The following is a 20,655-nucleotide window of genomic DNA, read 5'->3' as shown; positions in this document are numbered from 1 at the left end:
CACCCCCGCACGTCCCGGCACCGCGCCCGCGGCAGGCCCGCTCACGCGGCCACCGCACAAGATCGGCGCCCGCGCGCCGACGCGCCGCGTCGATCGGCGGCTCGCGCTCTCGCTCACGCCGACACCTCCGGGCGGACCGAGACCAGGACCGTGCGCGGCACGTGCCGGTGGACCTCGGTCACCTCGATCACGGCGGCGCGCCGGGCCGCGGCGGTGTCGGCTGGGCCGTCGTCGGGCACCTCGACCACCACCTCCACCTGGTCGCCGGGGCGGGCGAGCCTGCCAAGGGAGTGCATGACCAGGCCACTGACCGTGTCGTAGCCCTGGCTCTCGGGCAGCTCAATGCCGGTCACCTCGGCCACCTCGTCCACCCGCCAGCGGGCGGGCACCGACCAGGACCCGTCGGGGTGCGGCACGGCCTGGCGCTCCATGTGGTCGTCCTCGTCCAGGATCTCCCCCACGACCTCTTCCGCGACGTCCTCGAAGGTCACCACGCCTGCGAAGCCGCCGAACTCGTCCACGACGCAGGCGAGCTGGCGGTGCTCGGCGCGCAGCCGCTCCAGCACCTCGGGCAGCGGCAGGCTGTCGGGCAGGAACAGCGGCGGCGCGGCGATCTCGCTCACCGGGGTGTCCGCGCGCCGGTCGGGCGCGACGGTCAGCACCTCGGCGATCCCCACGACGCCGACCACGTCGTCCACGTCGTGGCCGACGACCGGGAACCGGGAGCGGCCGGTGTCGAGCAGGTCGACCACCCGCTCGACCGGGTCGGCCGCGGCGACGGTGCGCACGTCCACCCTCGGGGTCATCACCTGGCCCGCGGTGAGGGCCCGGAAGTCGAGGCCCCCCTCCAGCAGCCGGGACGTGCCCGCGTCGAGGTACCCGACATGGCGGGACTCGTCGATGATCCCGCGCAGGTCCTCCGGCGTCGCGCCGTGCGGCAGCTCCTCGATGGGCTCGATGCCCACCGCGCGCAGCAGCCGGGTGGAGACGGTGTCGAACAGCCGGATCAGCGGGCCCGCGACGGTCAGGTAGACCAGGGTCGAGCGGCTCAGCGCCCTGGCCAGCGTCTCGGGTTTGGCGATGGCGAGGTTCTTGGGGGCCAGCTCGCCGAAGACCATCTGCACGCCGGTGGAGAACAGCAGCGCCAGCGCGACCGACAGGGCCGTGCTGACCCCGCCCGGAAGACCCGCGAGGCCGAGCAGTTCGGCCACGCCGACGCCGAGGTAGGGCTCGGAGACGTAGCCGACCAGCAGCGCGGTGACGGTGATGCCGAACTGGGCGCCGGAAAGCATGAACGACAGGCTCTGGGTGACCTGGTAGGCGCGTTCGGCCGCCTTGTCCCCCTCGTCGGCGAGCTGGCGGAGCCGGTTGCGGTCGACGGCGACGTAGGCGAACTCCTGGGCCACGAAGTATCCGGTGGCCGCGGTGAGCACGAGGACGGAGACGAGTCCGATCAGGATCAGCACGGGCCATCCGCCAGGCGAGCAGCCGAACCGTCGACCTCGATCGAGCGCCGGGCGCGACCCGGCCTGGGACTACAGCCCTCCACGGACGTCATGGCCTCGACGTTAACACGGCTCCCGAAGCGGGCGCGTGCCGAGCGCGTGGTTGCCGATCATCCGTCCAGGACGGTATATTACTAGCGAGTAACCGCGAGAAATGACCCCGTTCGGAGTATTCGTCCAAACGTGACGAAGATCGCGGTTTATCCGCCTGCCCGCTACCGTCCGTGGCGAGTGCGGCACAGAAGGACCCGCGATTGGTCCACGTCCGCCGCCGCCCGGAATATCCATCGGCGCACATAGACACTGATCACGGCTCCGTAAGCAATACGGTCGTACGGTGAACGAATTTCGGCGAGTGAAACAGTTCACAGAAAACGGGACGCACTGGTATGACACGCTCCGTGTTCACCGGAAATGCCGCTTAGCAGATGAGTCCCGGTAGGACAACTGTCATTCATCCGACGGACATCATTTACCCTCAGTAAAGGCGCGTCCGGAGTGGATCACCAGCTTGGCGGTAGTGGCCCGATCCAGGTCGCCCGTAAGTTGCCTCTGACGTCGGCGCACGGTGAAGATCTCGGAGTCGTGATGAAAGCAGTTTCACTAAAGGAATACACCGGTGCCCAATTGCGGCAATTGTGCCATGCCATTGGTTTGGGTGACCGCGCCGAGGAAGTGTGCGACCTGGTCGCCGATCTGCTCGGCCCGGCGGCTGTCCGGTCCGTCGACGAACCGCCGCTGTGGCGTTCGGATGTGGCAGACGACCACACCCCGATCGAGTACTCGGTGGCGTTCGAAGAGGACGGTTCGCACACCCTGCGGCTGCTGATCGAGTGCGTGGCGGCCAAGCCGAGCCCTCGGGCCAACCAGCTCGCCGCCCTCGCCGCGCTCGACCGGCTGGCCGCGCGGTATCCGGTCACCCTCGACCGGTTCGACGCGGTGCGCGATCTTTTCCTGCCCGACGAGCCGCGCGGGATTTTCTCACTGTGGTTCTCCATTGTGGTCCGCCGCGACGACCCGCCCCGGGTGAAGATCTACTTCAACCCCGAGGTGCGCGGCAAGGCCAAGGCCAACACCCTGGTCGCCGCCGCCCTCGACCGGCTCGGCTTCGCCGGGAGCTACGCCTGGCTGCGGGAGCACACGCCGCGCCCGGAGTCCACCTTGGACCGGTACTCGTTCTTCGCGCTCGACCTGGACGACACCCCCCGCTCCCGGGTCAAGGTGTACCAGTCGCACTACCGGGCGACCCTGCGCGACGCGCAGCACGCCGCAGGCGCGGGCCGGTCGGTGGACACCCGCAGGCTGGCCGAGTTCGGCACCCTGATCGGCGGCGGCGACGGCCCGTTCGACGGCCGTCCGCTGGTGTCGGCCTTCACCTTCCTCAGCGGCGATTCCGCCCAGCCCAGCGGCTATTCCCTCTACGTCCCGGTGCGCGACTACGTCCGCGACGACGCGGTCACGATGCAGCGGGTGCGACTGCTGGTCGAGCGCTACGGTCTCGACCGGGACGCGCTGGAGCGCTCGGTGACCGCGGTCACCGACCGGCCGCTCGAAGAGGGCGTCGGGCTTATCGCGCATGTGTCGCTGCGCATCGGGCCGCCCCGCCCTGGCGTGACGGTGTACCTGTCCGCCGAGGCCTACGGTGTGGCCCGCCCCAGCGGCGCGCACACCGGCGCGGCCTGAGTTCCCCCATGTTCAACCCAGCACAAAAGGACGTGACCAGTCGATGCCGCTGATGGAGCCGTACCGCGTCAAAGTCGTGGAGCCCATTCCCATTCTCACCAGGGCCGAGCGGGAAGCGGCAATGGTCAGAGCGGCCTACAACCCATTCAGCCTGCGGGCAGACGAGGTCACCATCGACCTGCTCAGCGATTCCGGAACCGGCGCGCTTTCCGCGGCCCAGCAGGCCGCGGGGATGCGTGGCGACGAGACCTACGCGGGCGCGCGGTCATTCTTCCGGTTCCGGGACACGGTGTCCGAGCTGACCGGCTATCCGCACATCATGCCCGTGCACCAGGGCCGGGCCGCCGAGCGGATTCTGTTCGGGGCGGTCCTCAAGCCGGGGCAGCTTTCGGTCAGCAACACCCATTTCGACACCACCCGGGCGAATGTGATCCTCTCCGGCGGCGTCGCGGTCGACCTGCCCTGCCCGGAGGCCGCGGATCTCGACAACGCCTACCCGTTCAAGGGCGACATCGACCTCGCCGCGCTGGCCGCGAAGCTCGACGGCCCGGACGACGTGGGCATCGTGGTCATGACGATCACCAACAACGGCGGCGGCGGGCAGCCGGTGTCGATGGCCAACCTCACCGCGGTGGCCAAGCTGTGCCGCGAGCACCAGGTGCCGTTCTTCCTGGACGCCGCGCGGTTCGCCGAGAACGCGTGGCTGGTGATCCAGCGCGAGCCCGGCTACGCCGACCACACCCCCCAGCAGGTCGCCCGGCTGGCCTTCGACCTGGCCGACGGCGCGGTCGCGAGCCTGAAGAAGGACGCGATCGCGCACATGGGCGGCTTCCTCGCGCTGCGCGAGGAGGGGCTGGCCAAGCACTGCGAGGCGATCCTCATCGCCACCGAGGGCTTCCGCACCTACGGCGGCCTGGCCGGGCGCGACCTGGAGATGCTGGCCGAGGGCCTGCGCGAGGTCGTCGAGCCGGACTACCTGCGGGCCAGGGCGGCGGCCACGGCGCACCTGGCCGAGCTGGTCAAGGCGGCGGGCGTGTCCGTCGTCGAGCCCCCGGGCATCCACGCGCTCTACCTCAACGCCGGGCGGCTGCTGCCGCACATCCCGCCAAGCGAGTTCCCCGGGCACGCGCTGGCCACCGAGCTCTACCTCGCGGGTGGCATCCGATGCGCCGAACTCGGGTCGCTCTACCTGGGCGAAGAGGACGAGAACGGCGTGTTGGTCAAGCCTGCGCCCTACGAGCTGGTCCGGCTGGCCATCCCCCGGCGGGTCTACACCCAGAGCCACCTCGAGTACGTGGCCGAGACGATCGCCGAGGTGGCCAAGAACCCGGAGCGGGTGCCGGGGTACCGCGTCGTCGAGGCCCCCGCCCTGCTCCGGCACTTCAACTGCCGGGTCGAACCGATCCGCTGATCACGCCGACGCGCTCTGGAGTTGGTCCATCGTGTACTGGACCAACTCCACGAGCACGTCCTTGCTCGATTCGCGCTTGCGCGCGTCGCACTGGACCACCGGCACCGTGGGGTCGATGTCCAGCGCCTGCCGCACTTCCTCGATGCTGTGCTCCCAGGCGCCCTCGAAGCCGTTGACCGCGACGATGAACGGGATGTTGCGCCGCTCGAAGAAGTCGATCGACGGGAAGCTCGAGTCCAGCCGCCGGGTGTCGACCAGCACGATCGCGCCGAGCGCGCCCTGGGCCAACTCGTCCCACATGAACCAGAAGCGGTTCTGCCCCGGGGTGCCGAACAGGTAGAGCACCACCTGCGGATTGATCGTGATGCGGCCGAAGTCGAGGGCGACCGTGGTGGTCTCCTTGCCCTCTATGCCCTTCATGTCGTCGACACCGACACTGGCCTCGGTCAGGACTTCCTCGGTCGACAGAGGCGGTATCTCGCTCACCGAGTTGACCATGGTGGTCTTCCCGACGCCGAACCCGCCCGCCACCACGATCTTGATCGAGGTGGGGATCACCAGCGCGTCGCTCACCTGTTCAGATCCTCCGAATGCCATCGAGTACCGCCTGTAGAAGCTTCGTGTCGGTGATCTCCGTGGTCTGGAACATCGCGCCAGCCAGCACGTCGCCCCGCTCTATCAGGTCGCTGATCAGGACCTTCACCACGACAAGCGGGACGTTGAGATACGCGGCCACCTCGGCGACCGAGAGCGGGGTCTTGCAGAGTTCGATGATCTGCAGGTGCTCCGGGGTCAGCGACGAGGGGTCCGAGGGAGACCGGGAAACCCTGATCTGGGTCACCAGATTGAGGTTCGGGGCGTTGGGCCGGGTGCGTCCGCGCGTCATCGCGTACGGCCGCACCAGCGGTCCGGCCGCCTCGTCGAACCACCAGTCCTGGTCCCCACCGCCCATCACAGGCGCCTCACGACGGCCGCCTGCCCGGCACGGTCACCGGCTGCCCGGCCCTCGGCGCGGAGGCCAGGTGAGCGCCGACCCGCTTCACCAGCATGTTCATCTCGTAGGCGATCATGCCCACGTCCGCGTCCTCCTCGCCGAGCACCGCGAGGCAGGCGCCCCGGCCCGCTGCGGTGACGAACAGGAACGCGTGGTCCATCTCGACGATCGTCTGCCGCACCTGGCCGCCGTTGAACTGCCTGCCGGTGCCCCTGGCCAGGCTCTGGAAAGCCGAGGCCATGGCGGAAAGGTGCTCGGAGTCGTCCTTGGAAAGCTCGGCGGACCGGCCGAGCAGCAACCCGTCCGCGGAAAGCACGACCGAGTGGCGGATGCCCACCACCCTGCGGACCAGGTCGTCCAAAAGCCAATTGAGCTGGTGGTCCTGACCGATCTTGTCGTTCACCTTGAGCTGTCCTTCCCCGTTGTCCCAGCCATCACTGCTCGACGGGCGGGTCTGCCCGACGGGCGTCCCTAGTCCCGCGTTGGAACGCGGACATCGTGTCGCGGACTCGTTCCGCGGTGTGCTCCAAGTGCGGCTCGGGCTCGGCCTCCCAGTCCGGGAGCAACGGTTCCTCGCGCAACTGCGGAGCCAGGTTCTGCTGTCGTTGCCTGCGTGGCAGTCGGGGGCGCTCCCCCTGGTGCCCGTTCTGCGTGTGCGGCGACTCCCCTTCTCCGTTCTCCCCCGAAAACGCCTCGCCCGGCAACGACTCCGGCGCTTCCTCGTCGGTCTGCGGCCACTGGGCGGCGTCCGGGTCGGTCTCGACCCGCCCGTCGTCCTCGACCATGGCGTCCGACCAGAACCGGTCGATTCCGCTGCGGTAGGGCGACTCCATGGCGTCGAGCGCGATGGAACCGGATGTCGAGGTCCCCGGCTCCGGCCGGTCGTTGGGCTTGCGCGGGCGGGGGCTGGGGGTGTCGGACTCCGGCACGTACTCGACGGTCTCCGCGACGATGTCCGATGGCACGAAGACCAGCGCGACGGTGCCGCCGTAGGGCGACTCGCGCAGCTCCACCCGGATGGCCCGGCGCGCGGCCAGGCGGGCGACGACGAACAGGCCGAGGCGGGACTCGCCGCGCAGCGCCATCGCGTCGAACTCCGGCGGGTGGGCCAGCATCTGGTTGGCCTGCTCGCGGTCTTCCGCGGTCATGCCCAGGCCGTGGTCCTCGATCTCGACCACGACGCCGCCGGAAACCTGGCTGGTGTAGACCTCGACCTGCGAGCGCGGCGGCGAGAACGACGCCGCGTTGTCGACCAGCTCCGCGACGAGGTGGATGGTGTCGGCGACCGCGACGCCCTGCAGCGCGACGTCGGGCACCTGCCGCACCCGGACCCGGACGTACTGCTCGGTCTCGGCGACCGCGGCGCGCAGGATGTCGAGCAGGCGCACCGGTTTGCGCCACTGGCGGCCCGGCTGCTCGCCCGCGAGGATGATCAGGTTCTCGGCGTTGCGGCGCGCGCGGGTGGCCAGGTGGTCGAGCTGGAACAGCGAGTCGAGGTGCTCGGGGTTCTCCTCTTCCCGCTCCATCTTGTCCAGGATCTTGAGCTGGCGGTGCACCAGGCCCTGGTGGCGGTGGGCGATGCCGAGGAAGACTCGGTTGACACCCTCGCGCGCCTGGCTTTCCTTCACCGCGGCGGCGATGGCGGTGTACTGGGCGGTGTTGAACGCGTCCGCCACCTGCCCGATCTCGTCTGTGCCGTAGTCCAGCGGCGGGACCTCGGCGCCGACGTCGACGCGCTCGCCCTGGCGCAGCCGCTCGACGATGCTGGGCAGCCGCTCGTGGGCCAGTTGCAGCGAGTCGTTCTTGAGCTGGTCGAGGCGGGTGACCAGGGCCTTGTTGACCAGCCTGCGCGAGATCCGCACCGCGAGCACGATGCCGGTGACCACCGCGATCAGCGCGATCAGGCTGCCGATGAGCACCTCGAAGAACTTGTCGTCCGCCCGCTCCTGGCCGATGTCGACGCCGTCGGTGGCCTGCTCGACCGCCAGCTTGATCAGGTCCTCGGAGATCTGGGTGCTCAGCGTCTCCCACTCGGTCGAGTCGACCGGCATCGCGGCCGGGTCGGGCCTGCGGTTGCCGCCGGTGCCCTGCTCGGTCACCCGCGGCGCCGCGCCGATCAGGGCGTTCTCGGCGTTGGTCAACCGAAGCCAGCTCTCCGAGGTGATGATCTGCTGGTAGTGGGCCTTGACGCTGTCGGTGCCGACGGCCGACGCGGTGGCGAGAGTCGCCCGGTAGGAGCCGACCAGAGCCGCGAACTCCACGTGCTGCTCAGGGGTGAACGTGTCCGCCGCGATCGCCGACGCGGCGACCGAGGACGCCCGCGACATCCGGTCGGCGGCGCGGAAGATGTCGGTCGCCGACAGCGCGGCCTGCGTCACGACCGGGTCGGGCACGATCCGGGACTGGGTGTCGAACAGCGCGGTTCCCGCGTCGAGCACGCTGTTGTAGTAGTTGTAGATCTCGTCCGGGTTGGCCCGCCGGGCCTCGACTGACGCGCGGCGCTGGGGCAGCGGCTGCAGCACCTGGTTGAGTGCCTGCACGCGCGCGTTGACCTCGGCAGGCGCGCTGGAGGCCAGGCCGTCGAGCGCGCTGCGCAACTCCTGGACCGCTTTGTCGGTGACCTGCTGCTGGCTGCTGAGCGCGACGGTGTCGGGGGTGTTGGTGCTCAGGGCGGTCATGGTGAGCTGCCGCTCGCGCTGCAACGCGGCGAAGGTGTTGACCGCGGGGATCGAGGCGCCCTTCACACCGCTGGTGATGGCCTTGAGGTAGATGCCGTCGAAGACCGTGTAGGACGAGAACACCGCCCACATGACGAGCAAGATGACGCTGGGCACCACGACCACGCCGGTGAGGCGCGACCGGATCGTCGTCGTCTTGGCGGGCGTGCCACTGTTCCGCTTCACAGCTCTCCACAATCTCCGGCCGCGGCGCGCGGAGTGGCGCACACCTGCTGCCCGCTCGGGGGGTTCACGAGAAATCGGGGAGACCCTGGCGCGCCCTGCCGCGCTGGACCCCGTCGCACCGAACCACACCTCGCATCAGCGGCGTCACCCGTCACCTGTAATCGAACTCGTGTGTCCCTCAATAGGGTCATCGCCCTAGCGAGTGATCAGCCGGATCATCTCAAGATCAATCTTACGCAGAGCCAGCGATCACCCGCAGTACGCGAGACAGGAGCGTACCTGTTCACCCGTCAGCGGAAGTGACGGGTCCATGTCTGGGCATGACCGAGGGGTAACCGTCCGCCTGCTGCCCCAAAGGCGCCCAGTCGACACCGGGTCGACACCAGTTCTTCGCCCATTGGGGCTGTCGCGGCAGGCAATCGTCCCGCACTCTTGCCAACAGTCCGTGATCACGGGCATGGTCATTTCACACTATCGTGCCGCCGAAGGACGTCCCATGGCTGCCAACACCGCTGACGATGACCTTTTCGCCGCCCTGCGCGAGTTCGTGCGCACCCGCGGCTCGGCGTACCTGCGCGATCCGAACGTGTCCTCGATCGGCATCGGCCACAAGGTCCGCGGCGGCAAGCGCACCAAAGAGGTCGCGGTCCAGTTCACCGTCGACGCCAAGGCCGCGCCAGAGGAACTCGCCGAGCTGGGCAGCGCGCTGCTGCCGGAGAGCGTTACCGTAGCGGGCGTCGAGGTGCCCACCGACGTGCTGCAGCGGTCCTACCGGCCGGACTTCAAGGTCGTCGCCGAAGCCGAGGCCGATCGGCGCAAGACCCGGATCGACCCGGTGCGACCCGGGGTGAGCGTCGGGCACCCGTCGATCACCTGCGGCACCGTCGGCGCCGTGGTCTACGACCGGGAGACCGGCGCCCCATACGTGCTGAGCAACTGGCACGTCCTGCACGGCGCCGACGGCGCGCTCGGCGACGCGGTGGTGCAGCCGGGCACGCACGACGACAACCGGACCGAGCACAACCGGCTCGGCCCGCTGGCGCGCTCATACCTGGGCATCGCTGGCGACTGCGCGATCGCGTCCGTGGACGGCCGCGGGCTGGACCCGGCGATCATGGACCTGGACGTGGCTCCGGACGAGCTCGGCGACCCGGAGCTGGGCGACAAGGTGGTCAAGAGCGGCCGCACCACCGGGGTCACGCACGGCGTCGTGCGCCGGATCGACACCATCGTCAAGATCGACTACGGCGGCGCGGCAGGCGTCAAGGAGATCGGCTGCTTCGAGATCGGCGTCGACCCCAACCACGCGCCCGCGGGCGGCGAGATCAGCCAGGGCGGCGACTCCGGCGCGGCGTGGGTGTTCAAGTCGGCCAACGGCAGGCCGACCAAGGTGCTCGCCGGCCTGCACTTCGCAGGCGAGGGCGCGGGCGACCCCGACGAGCACTCGCTGGCGTGCCTGCCCAAGTCGGTCTTCGACAAGCTCGGGATCACCCTGGCCCGCCCGGCCGAGCGGGCGGCGCGGGCACGCGGGCTCGGCTACGACCCCGACTTCCTCGGCGGATCGCTGCCGGTGCCCGACCTCGACCCCGACCTGCGCGACGACGCGGCCGTGCTCGACGGGTCGACCCGGATCGACTACACGCACTTCTCGCTGGCGCTGAGCATGTCGCGCACGTTCGCGTTCTGGGTGGCCTGGAACATCGACGGCGGCGGGCTCAAGAAGATCAGCCGCACCGGCGTCCCGTTCCGCAAGGACCCCCGGCTGCCCGCTGCGGCGCAGGCGGGCGACGAACTCTACGCCGACAACCGCCTCGACCGCGGCCACCTGGCCCGGCGCGCCGACCTGCTGTGGGGCCCGCTGGCCGAGGCGAAGAAGGCCAACCGCGACTCGTTCTTCTTCACCAACATCACCCCGCAGATGGACGACTTCAACCAGAGCGCGAAAGCGGGCCTGTGGGGCAGGCTCGAAGACGCCCTGTTCGAGGACGTCGACGTGGACGACCTGCGGGTCAGTGTCTTCGGTGGTCCGGTGTTCGGCTCCGACGACCGGGTGTTCCGCGGCGTGGCGATCCCGCGCGAGTTCTGGAAGGTCATCGCCTTCGGCACGGCGGGGGCGCTCAAGGCGAGCGCGTTCCTGCTCACCCAGAACCTGGACAACCTGGAAGTCTTGGACCTCGACGAGTTCCGGGTGCACCAGGTGTCGGTGGCGGCGCTGGAAGAGCGCACGCGCCTGCGCTTCCCGGACGCCTTGCGGGAGGCCGACACCAAGCCCGCGACGGCGGAAAGCACTGGACCGGCCCCGGCGCTGGAGTCCCTTTCGGACATCGTCTGGACCTGAGCGGTTCTCAGCGCACGGTGCCGAGCACCCGGTCCACGGCGATCTCGATGACGACCCGCTCGGGGTTGGCGCGCGGCGGGCGGTAGCGGGCGGCGTAGCGGCGTTCGGCGTCGGCGACGCTGTCTGGGTCGTCGCGGACGGCAGCCGCGCCTTCCAGCGTCGTCCACCGCCTGCCGTCCACTTGGCACACCGCGGCGCGACCGCCTGCGAGCGCGTTGCGGACCTTGCGCGACGCGCGGGAGGTGATCACCCGCGCGATCCCCTGGTCGGCGTCGTAGGTGACGCCGACCGGGACCACATGCGGTGTGCCGTCGGGACGGAGCGTGGTGAGGGTGCAGAGGTGACGTTCCCGCCAGAACTCCAGGAACTCGTCGGTGTGGTTCGGCACCCGGCAGAAGCTACCGGTCAGTCCTCTTCGCCGGAGAAGGCGTCGCCGATCTCGTCGAAGACCTCGCCGAGCACCATGCCGCCCAGGATGCCCGCCGCCGCGCCCGCGACGACGCCGCCGACACCCGAGCCGTGGTGGCCACCGTGGTGACCGCCGTGGCCGCCGTGCCCGCCGAAGTGGCTCGGCCTGCGGCTGGCGACCTGCCCGACCCACTCCTCGATCCGCGCGCGCCAGTCGGTGCGCTCGGCGTCGTGGTGGCTGACGTGGAAGCGGCCGAAGGCGTCGCCGCCGGAGGTGAACAGCCCCGCCCGCCGGTCGGCCTCCAGCACGATCGCCATGCCGTCGGACTCGGCGAGGAAGGTCAACTCGACCTGGCTGACGCCGCGCGCCAGGTGCGGCGGCGGGTAGAACTCGATCTCCTGGAAGAACGGCAGGTGCTGGCGCTCGCCGTGGATGCGGCCCGCCTCGAGGTCCGCGGCCTTGAACCGGAAGCCCAGGTCGGCGAACGCGCGCAGCACCGCGTCCTGCGATGGCAGCGGCACGATGTGCAGCGGGTCCAGGTCGCCCTTGTCGACGGCCTTGGCCACGGCCAGTTCGGTGCGCACGCCCAGCGACATGCCGTGCAGGTGCTGGCCGAAGACCTCGGTGATCGGGGCTTCCCACGGGATGGGGAGCTGGAACGGGATCACCTTCGTCTGCCCGGCGGGCAGCACGAACCGCCCCGCGACGACCGACCGCTCGAACTCGACCGGCGCGACCCCGTCATCGCCCCGCTCGACCCGCGTCACCAGCGACAGGGCGACATAGTCGATGTCGGCGTCGGCGTCCCCACCGGTCATCCGGATCTCGCCTGCGACCACACCCCCCGGGTAGACCCGCGCCTCGCTGAGCACGGTGTCGACCGACGGGCCGCCGACCCCCAGTGCCCGCAGCATCTTCTTGAAGACCATCTTCTCCCCTAACCTCACGCGCCTGCGGCCACCCTAGAGCCACTCCGCTGTGTGGGACGTCCGGGATCACCCTGGGTTCCCCCTGAAGCAGCAAGGCGATTCGACGCGGACTTTCTTGGTCCACTGCCTTGGTCCACTGCCTTGGTCCACCGCGCTAACCGCGCGCCCAGCCGCACGCGTGGGAGGCCTGTTCTGTCGCGGTCAGCAGGTCCGGCACCAGCGCGAGCAGCCCGTCGTGGTCGAGCAGCACCTTGGGCACCGACACCGAGGCCGCGGCCAGGACCTCGCCGCGGGCGCCGCGGATCGGGGCCGCGACGCAGTGGATGAAGTCCTCGTGCTCGGAGTCGTCCAGGGCCCAGCCGCGGTCGGCGACGGCGGCCAGTTCGGCGAGGTAGGCCTCGGGGGTGGTGATCGTGTTCTCGGTCATCGCCGTGTACTGGACGGATTCGGCGATCTCGCGGCGGCGGCTGGACTCGAACGCGGCCACCAGGACCTTCGCCACCGCCGTGCAGTGCAGCGGGGCGCGTTTGCCGACCCGGGAGTACATCCGCACCTGGTGAGTGCTCTCGTATTTGTCGATGTAGACCACCTCGCCGCCCTCGTAGCTGGCCAGGTGGACGGTGTGGCCGGTGCGCTCGTTGAGGGCGCGCAGGGCGGGTTCGGCGCAGCGGCGCACGTCCCGGTCGTCCAGGGCGCGGTTCGCCAGGTCGAACAGGGCCGTGCCGAGCCGGTAGTGGCGGATGTCGTCGCGGTGGACGAAACGGTGGGTTTCCAGGGTCCGCAGCAGCCGCAGGACCGTGGTCTTGTGCACCCCGACCGTCGCGGCGAGCTCGTCGAGCGTGCGCCGTCCCTCGGCCAGCGCGGCGAGCACGGTCAGCGCGCGGTCGAGGCTCTGGCTCATCCGCGCCCCACCGCGCTGGGCTGGTCCACCAGGGCCTCCTCCCGGCTGGCGACGACGTTGACCGGCGTCGGCGGGATGCTACACACTGCGTGTCGCACAACGCACTTGTCGTTGCACGCCACGCAACATCGGGGAGACAACTACTGTGACGCTGCCCGCCGAACCCGCTCGCATCGACCGGGACGCGGTCGCGGGACTGCGGGCGGAGCGGCTGGACTGGCGGTTCAAGTCCATGCCGCACGCCTTGTTCGGCCTTACCGTCGGCGAGGCGGTGACTCGGCGGCTCGGGTTGTTCCGGGACGGCTTCGTCGGCCCGATCGTCGCCCTGGACAACGCCGCCATCGAGCACAACCTGGCGACCATGGCCGCCTGGTCCGCCTCCCGCGGCCTGCACTTGGCGCCGCACGGCAAGACCACCATGGCGCCCGCCCTGTTCGCCCGCCAGATCGACTGCGGCGCGTGGGCGATGACCGCGGCCAACACCGCGCAGCTGCGGGTGTACCGCGCCTTCGGCGTGAGCCGGGTGCTGCTCGCCAACGAGCTTGTCGACCCAGCGGGCCTGGCGTGGCTGGCGGGCGAGCTGGACGACGACCCGGACTTCGAGTTCAGCTGCTGGGCCGACTCGGTGCGCGGCGTCGAGCTGATGACCGCCGCGCTCACCGCGGCGGGCGCGCGCAGACCGGTCGACGTGCTGGTCGAGGTGGGTGTGGCGGGCGGACGCTGCGGGGTCCGCGACCAGTCGACCGCGCGGGCGGTCGCCGAGGCGATCGTGGCCAGCCCGGCGTTGCGGCTGGCGGGGGTGGCGGGCTACGAGGGCCCGGCTGCGAGCGACGCGAGCCAGGCGGGTTTGGACGCGGTGTCGGCCTACCTCGGTCGGCTGCGCGAGGTGGCGGTGGCGCTGCGCGGCCGGTACGAGACCGACCGGGTGGTCGTCACCGCGGGCGGCAGCTCGTTCTTCGACCTGGTGGCCGACGCGCTCACCGCGCCGTGGCCCGCGGGACTGGCGGTGTGGCCGGTGATCCGCGCGGGCGCGTACATCACCCACGACGACGGGGCCTACCGCGCATTGTCGCCGCTGGGCGCCCATCCGAGGCTGGCGAACGTGCCGCGGTTCCGGTCCGCGCTGCGCGCCTGGGCGCAGGTCCAGTCCCGCCCGGAGCCGGGCCTCGCGCTGCTCGCGGCAGGCAAGCGCGATCTTCCCTACGACCTGGGAATGCCCGAGCCGCAGGTGCTGCGCACGGCCGAGGGAACCCGCGCGCTGAGCGGGTGCCGGGTGACCGCCCTCGCCGACCAGCACACGTTCATGACCGTCGGCGCGGAAGTCGAGGTGGGCGACTGGGTCGGGCTGGGCCTGTCGCATCCGTGCACCGTGTTCGACAAGTGGCCGCTGCTGCCGGTCACCGGCACCGACGGCGAGACCGTGGTCGACCTCATCCGCACCTTCTTCTGACTCCGGACGACCGGCCCGGATCGTCCACAGAGGACCAGGAGGAGCGCGGCGGGCGAGGCAGGCCAGGAACGGCGATCCTTGTGCCCGGCAGACCCGCGATCTACCATCCATTCACAGTGCCATCAGCGAAACCACTGTTGCGGGCACGCGACTGGGCCGTGAGGAGTGGGGATGGCCGGTTTCCACACCCTGCTCCCCCGCCCCGTGCTGGCCCGGCCGGAGCCCGGCCACTGCGTGGTGGACTCCGCGGCCGAGGCCACCGACCCCGCCCGAGTCGTCATCGACCCGGCCGCTTTACCGCGTCCTGAGGCATACCGGCTTTCCGTGACACCGCACGGGATCGAGGCCGTCGCCGCCGACGCCGCAGGCGCGCTGCACGCCACCGGGACCATCCGGCAGCTGCTCGGCCCGGACGCGTTCCGGGCCGCCGACATCCACCGCGGGCGGTGGACCGTGCCGTGCGGGGTGATCGAGGACCACCCGCGCTTCGCCTGGCGCGGCGTCCTGCTCGACGTGGCGCGGCACTTCCTGCCCAAGGCGGGCGTGCTGCGGTTCCTCGACCTGATGGCCGCGCACAAGCTGAACGTGCTGCACCTGCACCTGACCGACGACCAGGGCTGGCGCGTCGATGTGCCCGCTTTCCCCCGGCTGACCGAGGTCGGCGCGACCCGTGCGGGGTCCTGGGCGGGTAGGCGGGAAGAGGGCGACCCGACGCACGACGGGCGCCCGCACGGCGGCTTCTACACCGGCGACGACCTCCGCGAGATCGTCGCCCACGCCCGCGCGCGGCACATCACCGTGGTCCCGGAGATCGACGTGCCCGGCCACAGCCAGGCCGCGATCGCCGCGTACCCGGAACTGGGCGTGACCAAGGAGCCGGTGCCGGTGTGGCACGCCTGGGGCGTCAGCGAGCACGTGCTCGACCCCACAGAATCCACAGTGGACTTCTACCGGGCCGTCCTCGACCACGTGGTCGGCATTTTCGACTCCCCGGTGGTCTGCCTGGGCGGCGACGAGGTCGCCAAGCGGCAGTGGCGGGAGAGCCGCGCGGTCAAGCAGCGCGCGGTGGACCTCGGCCTTGGCTCCGTCGAGGCGCTGCACGGCTGGTTCATCGGCACGCTCGCCCGACACCTGGCAGGGCACGGCCGCCGCGCGCTGGCCTGGGAGGACATCCTCGACGTCGGCGACCCGCCGCCCGGCGCGATCGTGGCGTCCTGGCGCGGCGAGTCGGCTGGCGTGCTGGCCGCCCGCACCGGGCACGACGTGGTCATGTGCCCGGAACAGCACGTCTACCTCGACCACCGGCAGTCCGACCATCCCGACGAGCCGGTCCCCGTCGGCTTCCTGAACACGCTGGAACGGGTCTACGCCTACGACCCGGTCCCCGCCGACCTGCCCGCCCATGCCCGGCGCCGGGTGCTCGGCGCGCAGGCCGCGCTCTGGTCGGAGCACCTCGACTCGCCCCGCCGCCTCGACTACGCCGCCTTTCCCCGGCTCGCCGCGTTCGCCGAGGTGGTGTGGAGTCCGCGGCACGGGCGCGACACCGCCGAGTTCGTGGACCGGCTCGCCACCCACCATCTGCCCCGCCTCGACGCGCTCGGGGTCGAGTACCGGCCGCTGTCCGGGCCGCTCCCCTGGCAGGCCAGGCCGGGCGTCCCCGGCCACATTCGCGCCTGAGCAACGGTTTTTCCCGTTCTTCCCACTCCCCCGAGCCCGATCCTTCGCCATTCGCGCGGGTGCCTTGACAAGCCGGAGAGGTTCAGACCACGCTGGCCGAAATGGTCTAAACCACTCAGTCGTGCCGCGCCGGAAGGAACTCACCAGTGAGAAGTCAGTTGCCTGCGGTGATTGGTGGGATCGCGCTGGCTGTCGCGGGATGCGCGGGAGCCACGCCGCCCTGGCGAGCGACGACGCCCCGGACGTCATCGAGATCGGCAACACCCAGGCGCCGAAGTTCGCCGCCGCGCACGTGCTGCTCGACCTGACCGGCTCGCTCACCGATTTCAACGGCGACCAGTGGCTGCCCAGCCTCAGGGACTCGGCCACCTGGGACCACAAGGTGTACGCGATGCCGTTCTACGCGGCCAACCGCGTAGTCCTCTACCGCACCGACCTGTTCGCCCAAGCGGGCGTCACCCCGCCGACTTCGCGCCAGGACTGGCTGGACGCGATCGCCAAGTTCCGCGCCGAGTTCGGCGCCGACCCGGACTTCCAGGCGCTCTATCTGCCCGGTCAGAACTGGTACACGCTGCTGTCGTTCATCTACGACGAGGGCGGCGACATCGCCCGCGGGGAGGGCACGCGGTTCACCGCGACCCTCGACAGCGCGGAAGCCAAGGCGGGACGAACGTTCTACCGGCGACTCGTCGAGGCCTCGGGCACCAAGGCGGCCAAGGACGCCGACGAGCAGACCCCCGAGCAGGCGGGCATCTACGGCGGCGGCAAGGTCGCGATGTTCGTCGGACTGCCCTGGGAGGTGGCGGCCGCGGCCAAGAGCGACCCGACGCTCGCCGCGCGCACCTCCGCTTTCCCCATCCCGTCGAAGAACGCGGGCGCGACCGCGCCGGTCTTCCAGGGCGGCTCCAGCCTCGCCATCCCGGCCAGCGCGTGGTTCCCGGCGACCGGCCCGCGCTGGTCGGGTCCGCGCGCGAGGTCGTTGTGGTCACCCGCGACGCGCACCGGCATCCCGATGTGCTGGACCTGGTGGCCTGGCTGGTGCGGACCGTGCCCACGGTGGTCCACGTCGAGACCGGAACGCCAGGGCCGGAACTCGGCGCGGGCGGGCGGGTGGACACCTTCGGCGGGTCCTGGGCGAGCCTGCGCGCCGCCGCCGAAGTGCTGGCGAACGGTCTGATTTCGGCCGAGAAGCCGAATCCGCTTCCCTTAGAGGTGAACATATGTCCAGACACCCATGGCAGCTCACCGCCGCGCTGGTAGTCGCGGCCACCGTCGCGTTCGGACTCGTCCCCGCGAGCGGCGCGGTAACCCCGCTCCCCGCGGACTAGAAGGTGGTCGGCTACTTCGCCCAGTGGGGCGTCTACGGCCGCGACTACCACGTCAAGAACGTCCACACCAGTGGGTCGGCAGGCAAGCTGACACACATCAACTACGCGTTCGGCAACGTCCAGAATGGACAATGCGTGCTCGGCGACACCTACGCCGACCACGACAAGGCTTACACCGCGGCGAACAGCGTCGACGGCGTGGCCGACACCTGGGACCAGCCGCTGCGCGGCAACTTCAACCAGCTCCGGAAGCTGAAGAAGCTGCACCCGCACCTCAAGGTCGTGTTCTCCTTCGGCGGCTGGACCTGGTCCGGCGGCTTCGGCCAGGCGGCGCGGAATCCGGCGGCGTTCGCCGAGTCCTGCCACCGGCTGGTCGAGGACCCGCGCTGGGCCGACGTGTTCGACGGCATCGACATCGGCTGGGAGTACCCCAACGCCCGTGGCCTGAGCTGCGACACCAGCGGGCCGGACGCGTTCAAGAACCTGGTCGCCGCGCTGCGCTCCCGGTTCGGCCCGAGCAGTCTCGTCACCGCCGCGATCACCGCGGACGCGTCAGCGGGCGGCAAGATCGACGCGGCCGACTACGCGGGCGCGGCCAGGCACCTCGACTGGATCATGCCGATGACCTACGACTTCTTCGGCGCCTGGGCATCCCAGGGCCCCACCGCCCCGCACTCGCCGCTGACCGCGTACCCGGGCCTGCCGCAGGCCGGGTTCACCACTGAGGCCGCGATCACCAAGCTCAAGGGCAAGGGCGTTCCGACGGCCAAACTCCTGCTGGGCATCGGTTTCTACGGGCGCGGCTGGAGCGGTGTCACCCAGTCCGCCCCCGGCGGCCGGGCGACCGGAGCCGCGCCGGGCACTTACGAGCAGGGCATCGAGGACTACAAAGTGCTCAAGAACCGGCGCCCGGCAACGGGAACCGTCGCGGGCACCGCCTACGCCCACTGCGGCTCGCAGTGGTGGAGCTACGACACGCCTGCCACCATCGCGGGCAAGCGCGACTGGGCCCGGTCGCAGGGCCTCGGCGGGTCGTTCTTCTGGGAACTCTCCGGTGACACCGCCACCGGTGAGCTGATCACCGCGCTGCGCGGCTGAGGCTCCGGCCGGGACGGGCCGGATGTGGGCGGCTGCCCGGGGTCACCGGGCAGCCGCTCACCCGCGTGGCGTGCTGTCCTTCGCAGACCGTGGCCTGCTCAGGCCAGCACGCCGAGAAGCTGCCCGATCACCCGGCCCGCGGTGGTCGGCATGGCACCGTACTCGGCGGCGGAGAGCACGGCGCGGCGGTGCTCGTCCAGGGACAGGTCGGCGATCGCGTCGGCGACGCAGAACACCTCGATGCCCGCGAGGTGCGTGCCCGCCGCGGCCATCAGGCACGCGGCGTGGGCCCGGATGCCGGTTACGATCAACTGGTCGCGGCCCGCTTCGTCGAGCAGGTCGCGCAGCCGCGCGTAGTGGTCGCCGGTCAGCGTCTTGTCCGGACCCAGCCCGGTGACCGTCGTGAACACCGACACGCCCTCCCGGACCGACTCCGCGACCGGCACTCGGAGGTCGCGGCAGGTGTCGCGGAGCTTGCCGACGTTGTGCGCCAACTCGACCATCGGCGAACTGCCCGCGTCGAACGCGCACACCTTGTCGTCGCCCATGTCGTGCACCAGCAGGACAGCCCGGCCCGCTGCGGCCACCCACTCCACGGCGGCGCGCGGGAGCCTGGCGGCGTCGGACATGTCGTACGGATCGACCACTGGACGCGACATGGCAGGAACCCCTTTCTGTCTACTTAGGTTAGCCTAACCTGAGAGAAAGGGTTGTCCACGTGTCCGTGCTCACCGCGGCGGCCGATCACGACATGGGTGGGGCCAAGCCCGGGGAGCCGAGGCACTTGGCCGCCTGGTCCGCCCCCGCGCGCAGGGCCTCGGCGATGCCTTCACCGCCGAGGTGGGCAAACAGGAAGCCGGAGAAGAACGCGTCCCCGGCCCCGTTGGTGTCCACTATGGTCTCTACCGGGGTCGCCGCCACCCGGTGCCACCCGTCGGCGGCGGAGAGCGCGACCGCGCCTTGAGCGCCGAGGGTCGCCACGACCAGGCGCGTGCCCGCTTCGACGCGGGAAACCATGAAACCGCGCAGCCGCAACGGGTCGGACATGCCGTCGTCGTTGAGGAAGAGGTATTCGGCGGCCTCGATGAACTGGCGGTGGTAGTCGGCGACGCCGTCGTAGTCGTGGATGTCGCACCACACGGGCACGCCGAAGCCGCGGGCCTCGGCCAGCAGCGGCCTGCTGTGCTCGGCCAGGTCGATGACGGCGGCGTCGGCCGAGCGCAGCGCCGTCGACACCTGTTCCCGGTGGGCGGCCTCGGCCAGTTCGGGCAGGTCGAGGTAGATCGAGACACGGCCGCCGTCGGCGTCCATGAGGTTGAGGTGGCGTTCGCTGCTGCCGGGCACGCGCTCGGCGATGACGGTCACCTTCGCCTCGGTCAAGGTGTCGAGAATCCGGTCCGCGGTCTCGTCGTCGCCGACGACGGTGCGCAGGGTGACGTCCGCGCCCAGTCCGGCCAGGTTGAGGGCCTTGCCCGCCGACGTTCCGCCGAGTGTGGTGCGGTGGCCGTGGGCGAACAGGGTCTCCGGCCGTCCCTCGGGCAGCCTCGGCACCGACACAAGCTGGTTCCAGGACGCGGGTCCCGCGACGAACACTGTGGCCACCGGCTCATCCTGCCGCACAGTGGCTCACATGGCGCGGAAAGTGGTCGGGACGCGGAGCAGCCCTCGTCCCGCCAGGATCGGAATCCTGGGGAACGAGGGCTGCTCGCAATGATTGTCCGGCGGCGTCCTACTCTCCCACACCCTCACGAGTGCAGTACCATCGGCGCTGGCAGGCTTAGCTTCCGGGTTCGGGATGGGACCGGGCGTTTCCCTACCGCTATGACCGCCGTAACACTATGAAACAAACACAACCCTCAACCCCGACCCAACCCGAAAAACAGGGATGGTGGGGATGGTTGGTGTCTCAGACACCACACAGTGGATGCGTAGCATTTTTGTAACAAGCCCTCGGCCTATTAGTACCAGTCAACTCCACCCGTTACCAGGCTTCCATCTCTGGCCTATCAACCCAGTCGTCTACTGGGGG

Annotated in this window: 16 protein-coding genes, 2 rRNA genes and 1 pseudogene; 7 read left to right on the top strand and 12 right to left on the bottom strand. The window is 70.5% G+C overall.

What is annotated here, in order from left to right:
• Nucleotides 1-113 precede the first annotated feature (113 nt).
• Nucleotides 114-1,466: a hemolysin family protein gene (locus tag BLS56_RS15575; protein WP_091450963.1), complete on the bottom strand. Its 1,353-nt coding sequence runs from the start codon at nt 1,464-1,466 to the stop codon at nt 114-116.
• A gap of 693 nt (nt 1,467-2,159) precedes the next feature.
• Between BLS56_RS15575 and BLS56_RS15570 the strand changes: the two genes are divergently transcribed.
• Both BLS56_RS15570 and BLS56_RS15565 read left to right on the top strand, forming a co-directional pair.
• A complete protein-coding gene (locus tag BLS56_RS15570; RefSeq protein ID WP_228771665.1) occupies nt 2,160-3,188 on the top strand; it encodes a tryptophan dimethylallyltransferase family protein in 1,029 nt (342 codons plus the stop codon).
• A 43-nt stretch (nt 3,189-3,231) separates the two neighbouring features.
• The gene (locus BLS56_RS15565) at nt 3,232-4,599 is read left to right on the top strand and encodes a tryptophanase (RefSeq protein WP_091450957.1); all 1,368 of its coding nucleotides are present in this window, start codon (nt 3,232-3,234) and stop codon (nt 4,597-4,599) included.
• On the opposite strand, the gene BLS56_RS15560 is transcribed toward BLS56_RS15565, so the two are convergent.
• Genes BLS56_RS15560 through BLS56_RS15545 form a run of 4 tightly spaced genes read right to left on the bottom strand, consistent with a single transcriptional unit; the run spans nt 4,600 to nt 8,496 of the window.
• Nucleotides 4,600-5,196, bottom strand: coding sequence for a GTP-binding protein (locus BLS56_RS15560; protein WP_175482852.1), 597 nt, complete (start codon nt 5,194-5,196; stop codon nt 4,600-4,602). It abuts the gene before it with no gap.
• Complete coding sequence (locus BLS56_RS15555) at nt 5,177-5,551, bottom strand: DUF742 domain-containing protein (protein WP_091450952.1); 375 nt, start codon at nt 5,549-5,551, stop codon at nt 5,177-5,179. Before BLS56_RS15555 ends, BLS56_RS15560 begins: the two co-directional genes overlap by 20 nt.
• A 10-nt stretch (nt 5,552-5,561) precedes the next feature.
• Entirely contained in the window at nt 5,562-5,996 is a 435-nt protein-coding gene (locus BLS56_RS15550) for a roadblock/LC7 domain-containing protein (protein ID WP_091450949.1), read from the bottom strand.
• 31 nt (nt 5,997-6,027) lie between these two features.
• Entirely contained in the window at nt 6,028-8,496 is a 2,469-nt protein-coding gene (locus tag BLS56_RS15545; RefSeq protein ID WP_091450946.1) for a nitrate- and nitrite sensing domain-containing protein, read from the bottom strand.
• A 496-nt stretch (nt 8,497-8,992) separates the two neighbouring features.
• On the opposite strand from BLS56_RS15545, the gene BLS56_RS15540 reads away from it, so the two are divergent.
• The gene (locus BLS56_RS15540) at nt 8,993-10,834 is read left to right on the top strand and encodes a DNA/RNA non-specific endonuclease (RefSeq protein ID WP_091450945.1); all 1,842 of its coding nucleotides are present in this window, start codon (nt 8,993-8,995) and stop codon (nt 10,832-10,834) included.
• A gap of 7 nt (nt 10,835-10,841) precedes the next feature.
• Here BLS56_RS15540 and BLS56_RS15535 read toward each other — a convergent pair whose 3' ends face one another.
• The 3 genes from BLS56_RS15535 to BLS56_RS15525 form a co-directional block, all read right to left on the bottom strand.
• Nucleotides 10,842-11,222, bottom strand: a complete 381-nt coding sequence (locus BLS56_RS15535) for a pyridoxamine 5'-phosphate oxidase family protein (protein WP_091450943.1) — start codon at nt 11,220-11,222, stop codon at nt 10,842-10,844.
• A 17-nt stretch (nt 11,223-11,239) separates the two neighbouring features.
• On the bottom strand, nt 11,240-12,172 hold the full coding sequence (locus BLS56_RS15530; protein ID WP_091450941.1) for a sporulation protein: 933 nt from the start codon (nt 12,170-12,172) through the stop codon (nt 11,240-11,242).
• 154 nt (nt 12,173-12,326) lie between these two features.
• The gene (locus tag BLS56_RS15525) at nt 12,327-13,073 is read right to left on the bottom strand and encodes an IclR family transcriptional regulator (protein WP_091450938.1); all 747 of its coding nucleotides are present in this window, start codon (nt 13,071-13,073) and stop codon (nt 12,327-12,329) included.
• A gap of 232 nt (nt 13,074-13,305) precedes the next feature.
• Here BLS56_RS15525 and BLS56_RS15520 point away from each other — a divergent pair, with 232 nt between their 5' ends.
• The 4 genes and pseudogenes from BLS56_RS15520 to BLS56_RS15500 form a co-directional block, all read left to right on the top strand.
• Nucleotides 13,306-14,523, top strand: a complete 1,218-nt coding sequence (locus BLS56_RS15520; protein ID WP_091451619.1) for an amino acid deaminase — start codon at nt 13,306-13,308, stop codon at nt 14,521-14,523.
• Nucleotides 14,524-14,694: 171 nt separating this feature from the next.
• Entirely contained in the window at nt 14,695-16,200 is a 1,506-nt protein-coding gene (locus tag BLS56_RS15515) for a beta-N-acetylhexosaminidase (protein WP_091450937.1), read from the top strand.
• A gap of 199 nt (nt 16,201-16,399) precedes the next feature.
• Nucleotides 16,400-17,377, top strand: coding sequence for an extracellular solute-binding protein (locus BLS56_RS15510; protein ID WP_228771664.1), 978 nt, complete (start codon nt 16,400-16,402; stop codon nt 17,375-17,377).
• Between the two features lie 151 nt (nt 17,378-17,528).
• Nucleotides 17,529-18,626: pseudogene (locus BLS56_RS15500) on the top strand (glycoside hydrolase family 18 protein); the annotation flags it as partial.
• Between the two features lie 98 nt (nt 18,627-18,724).
• Here BLS56_RS15500 and BLS56_RS15495 read toward each other — a convergent pair.
• The 4 genes from BLS56_RS15495 to BLS56_RS15480 form a co-directional block, all read right to left on the bottom strand.
• Nucleotides 18,725-19,285 carry an isochorismatase family protein gene (locus BLS56_RS15495; RefSeq protein WP_091450934.1) on the bottom strand — a complete coding sequence of 187 codons (561 nt, stop codon included), beginning with the start codon at nt 19,283-19,285 and terminating at the stop codon, nt 18,725-18,727.
• Nucleotides 19,286-19,370: 85 nt separating this feature from the next.
• Nucleotides 19,371-20,228: a carbohydrate kinase family protein gene (locus tag BLS56_RS15490; protein ID WP_091450932.1), complete on the bottom strand. Its 858-nt coding sequence runs from the start codon at nt 20,226-20,228 to the stop codon at nt 19,371-19,373.
• 114 nt (nt 20,229-20,342) lie between these two features.
• Nucleotides 20,343-20,459, bottom strand: a 5S ribosomal RNA gene (gene rrf, locus BLS56_RS15485).
• Between the two features lie 105 nt (nt 20,460-20,564).
• Nucleotides 20,565-20,655: ribosomal RNA gene (locus BLS56_RS15480) — 23S ribosomal RNA — on the bottom strand; the annotation flags it as partial.

It is taken from the genome of Actinokineospora iranica (genome assembly GCF_900101685.1).
GTDB classification, from domain to species: domain Bacteria; phylum Actinomycetota; class Actinomycetes; order Mycobacteriales; family Pseudonocardiaceae; genus Actinokineospora; species Actinokineospora iranica.
The sequence above is the reverse complement of the archived record's forward strand: the minus strand, read 5'-3'. Positions and strand labels throughout refer to the sequence as shown.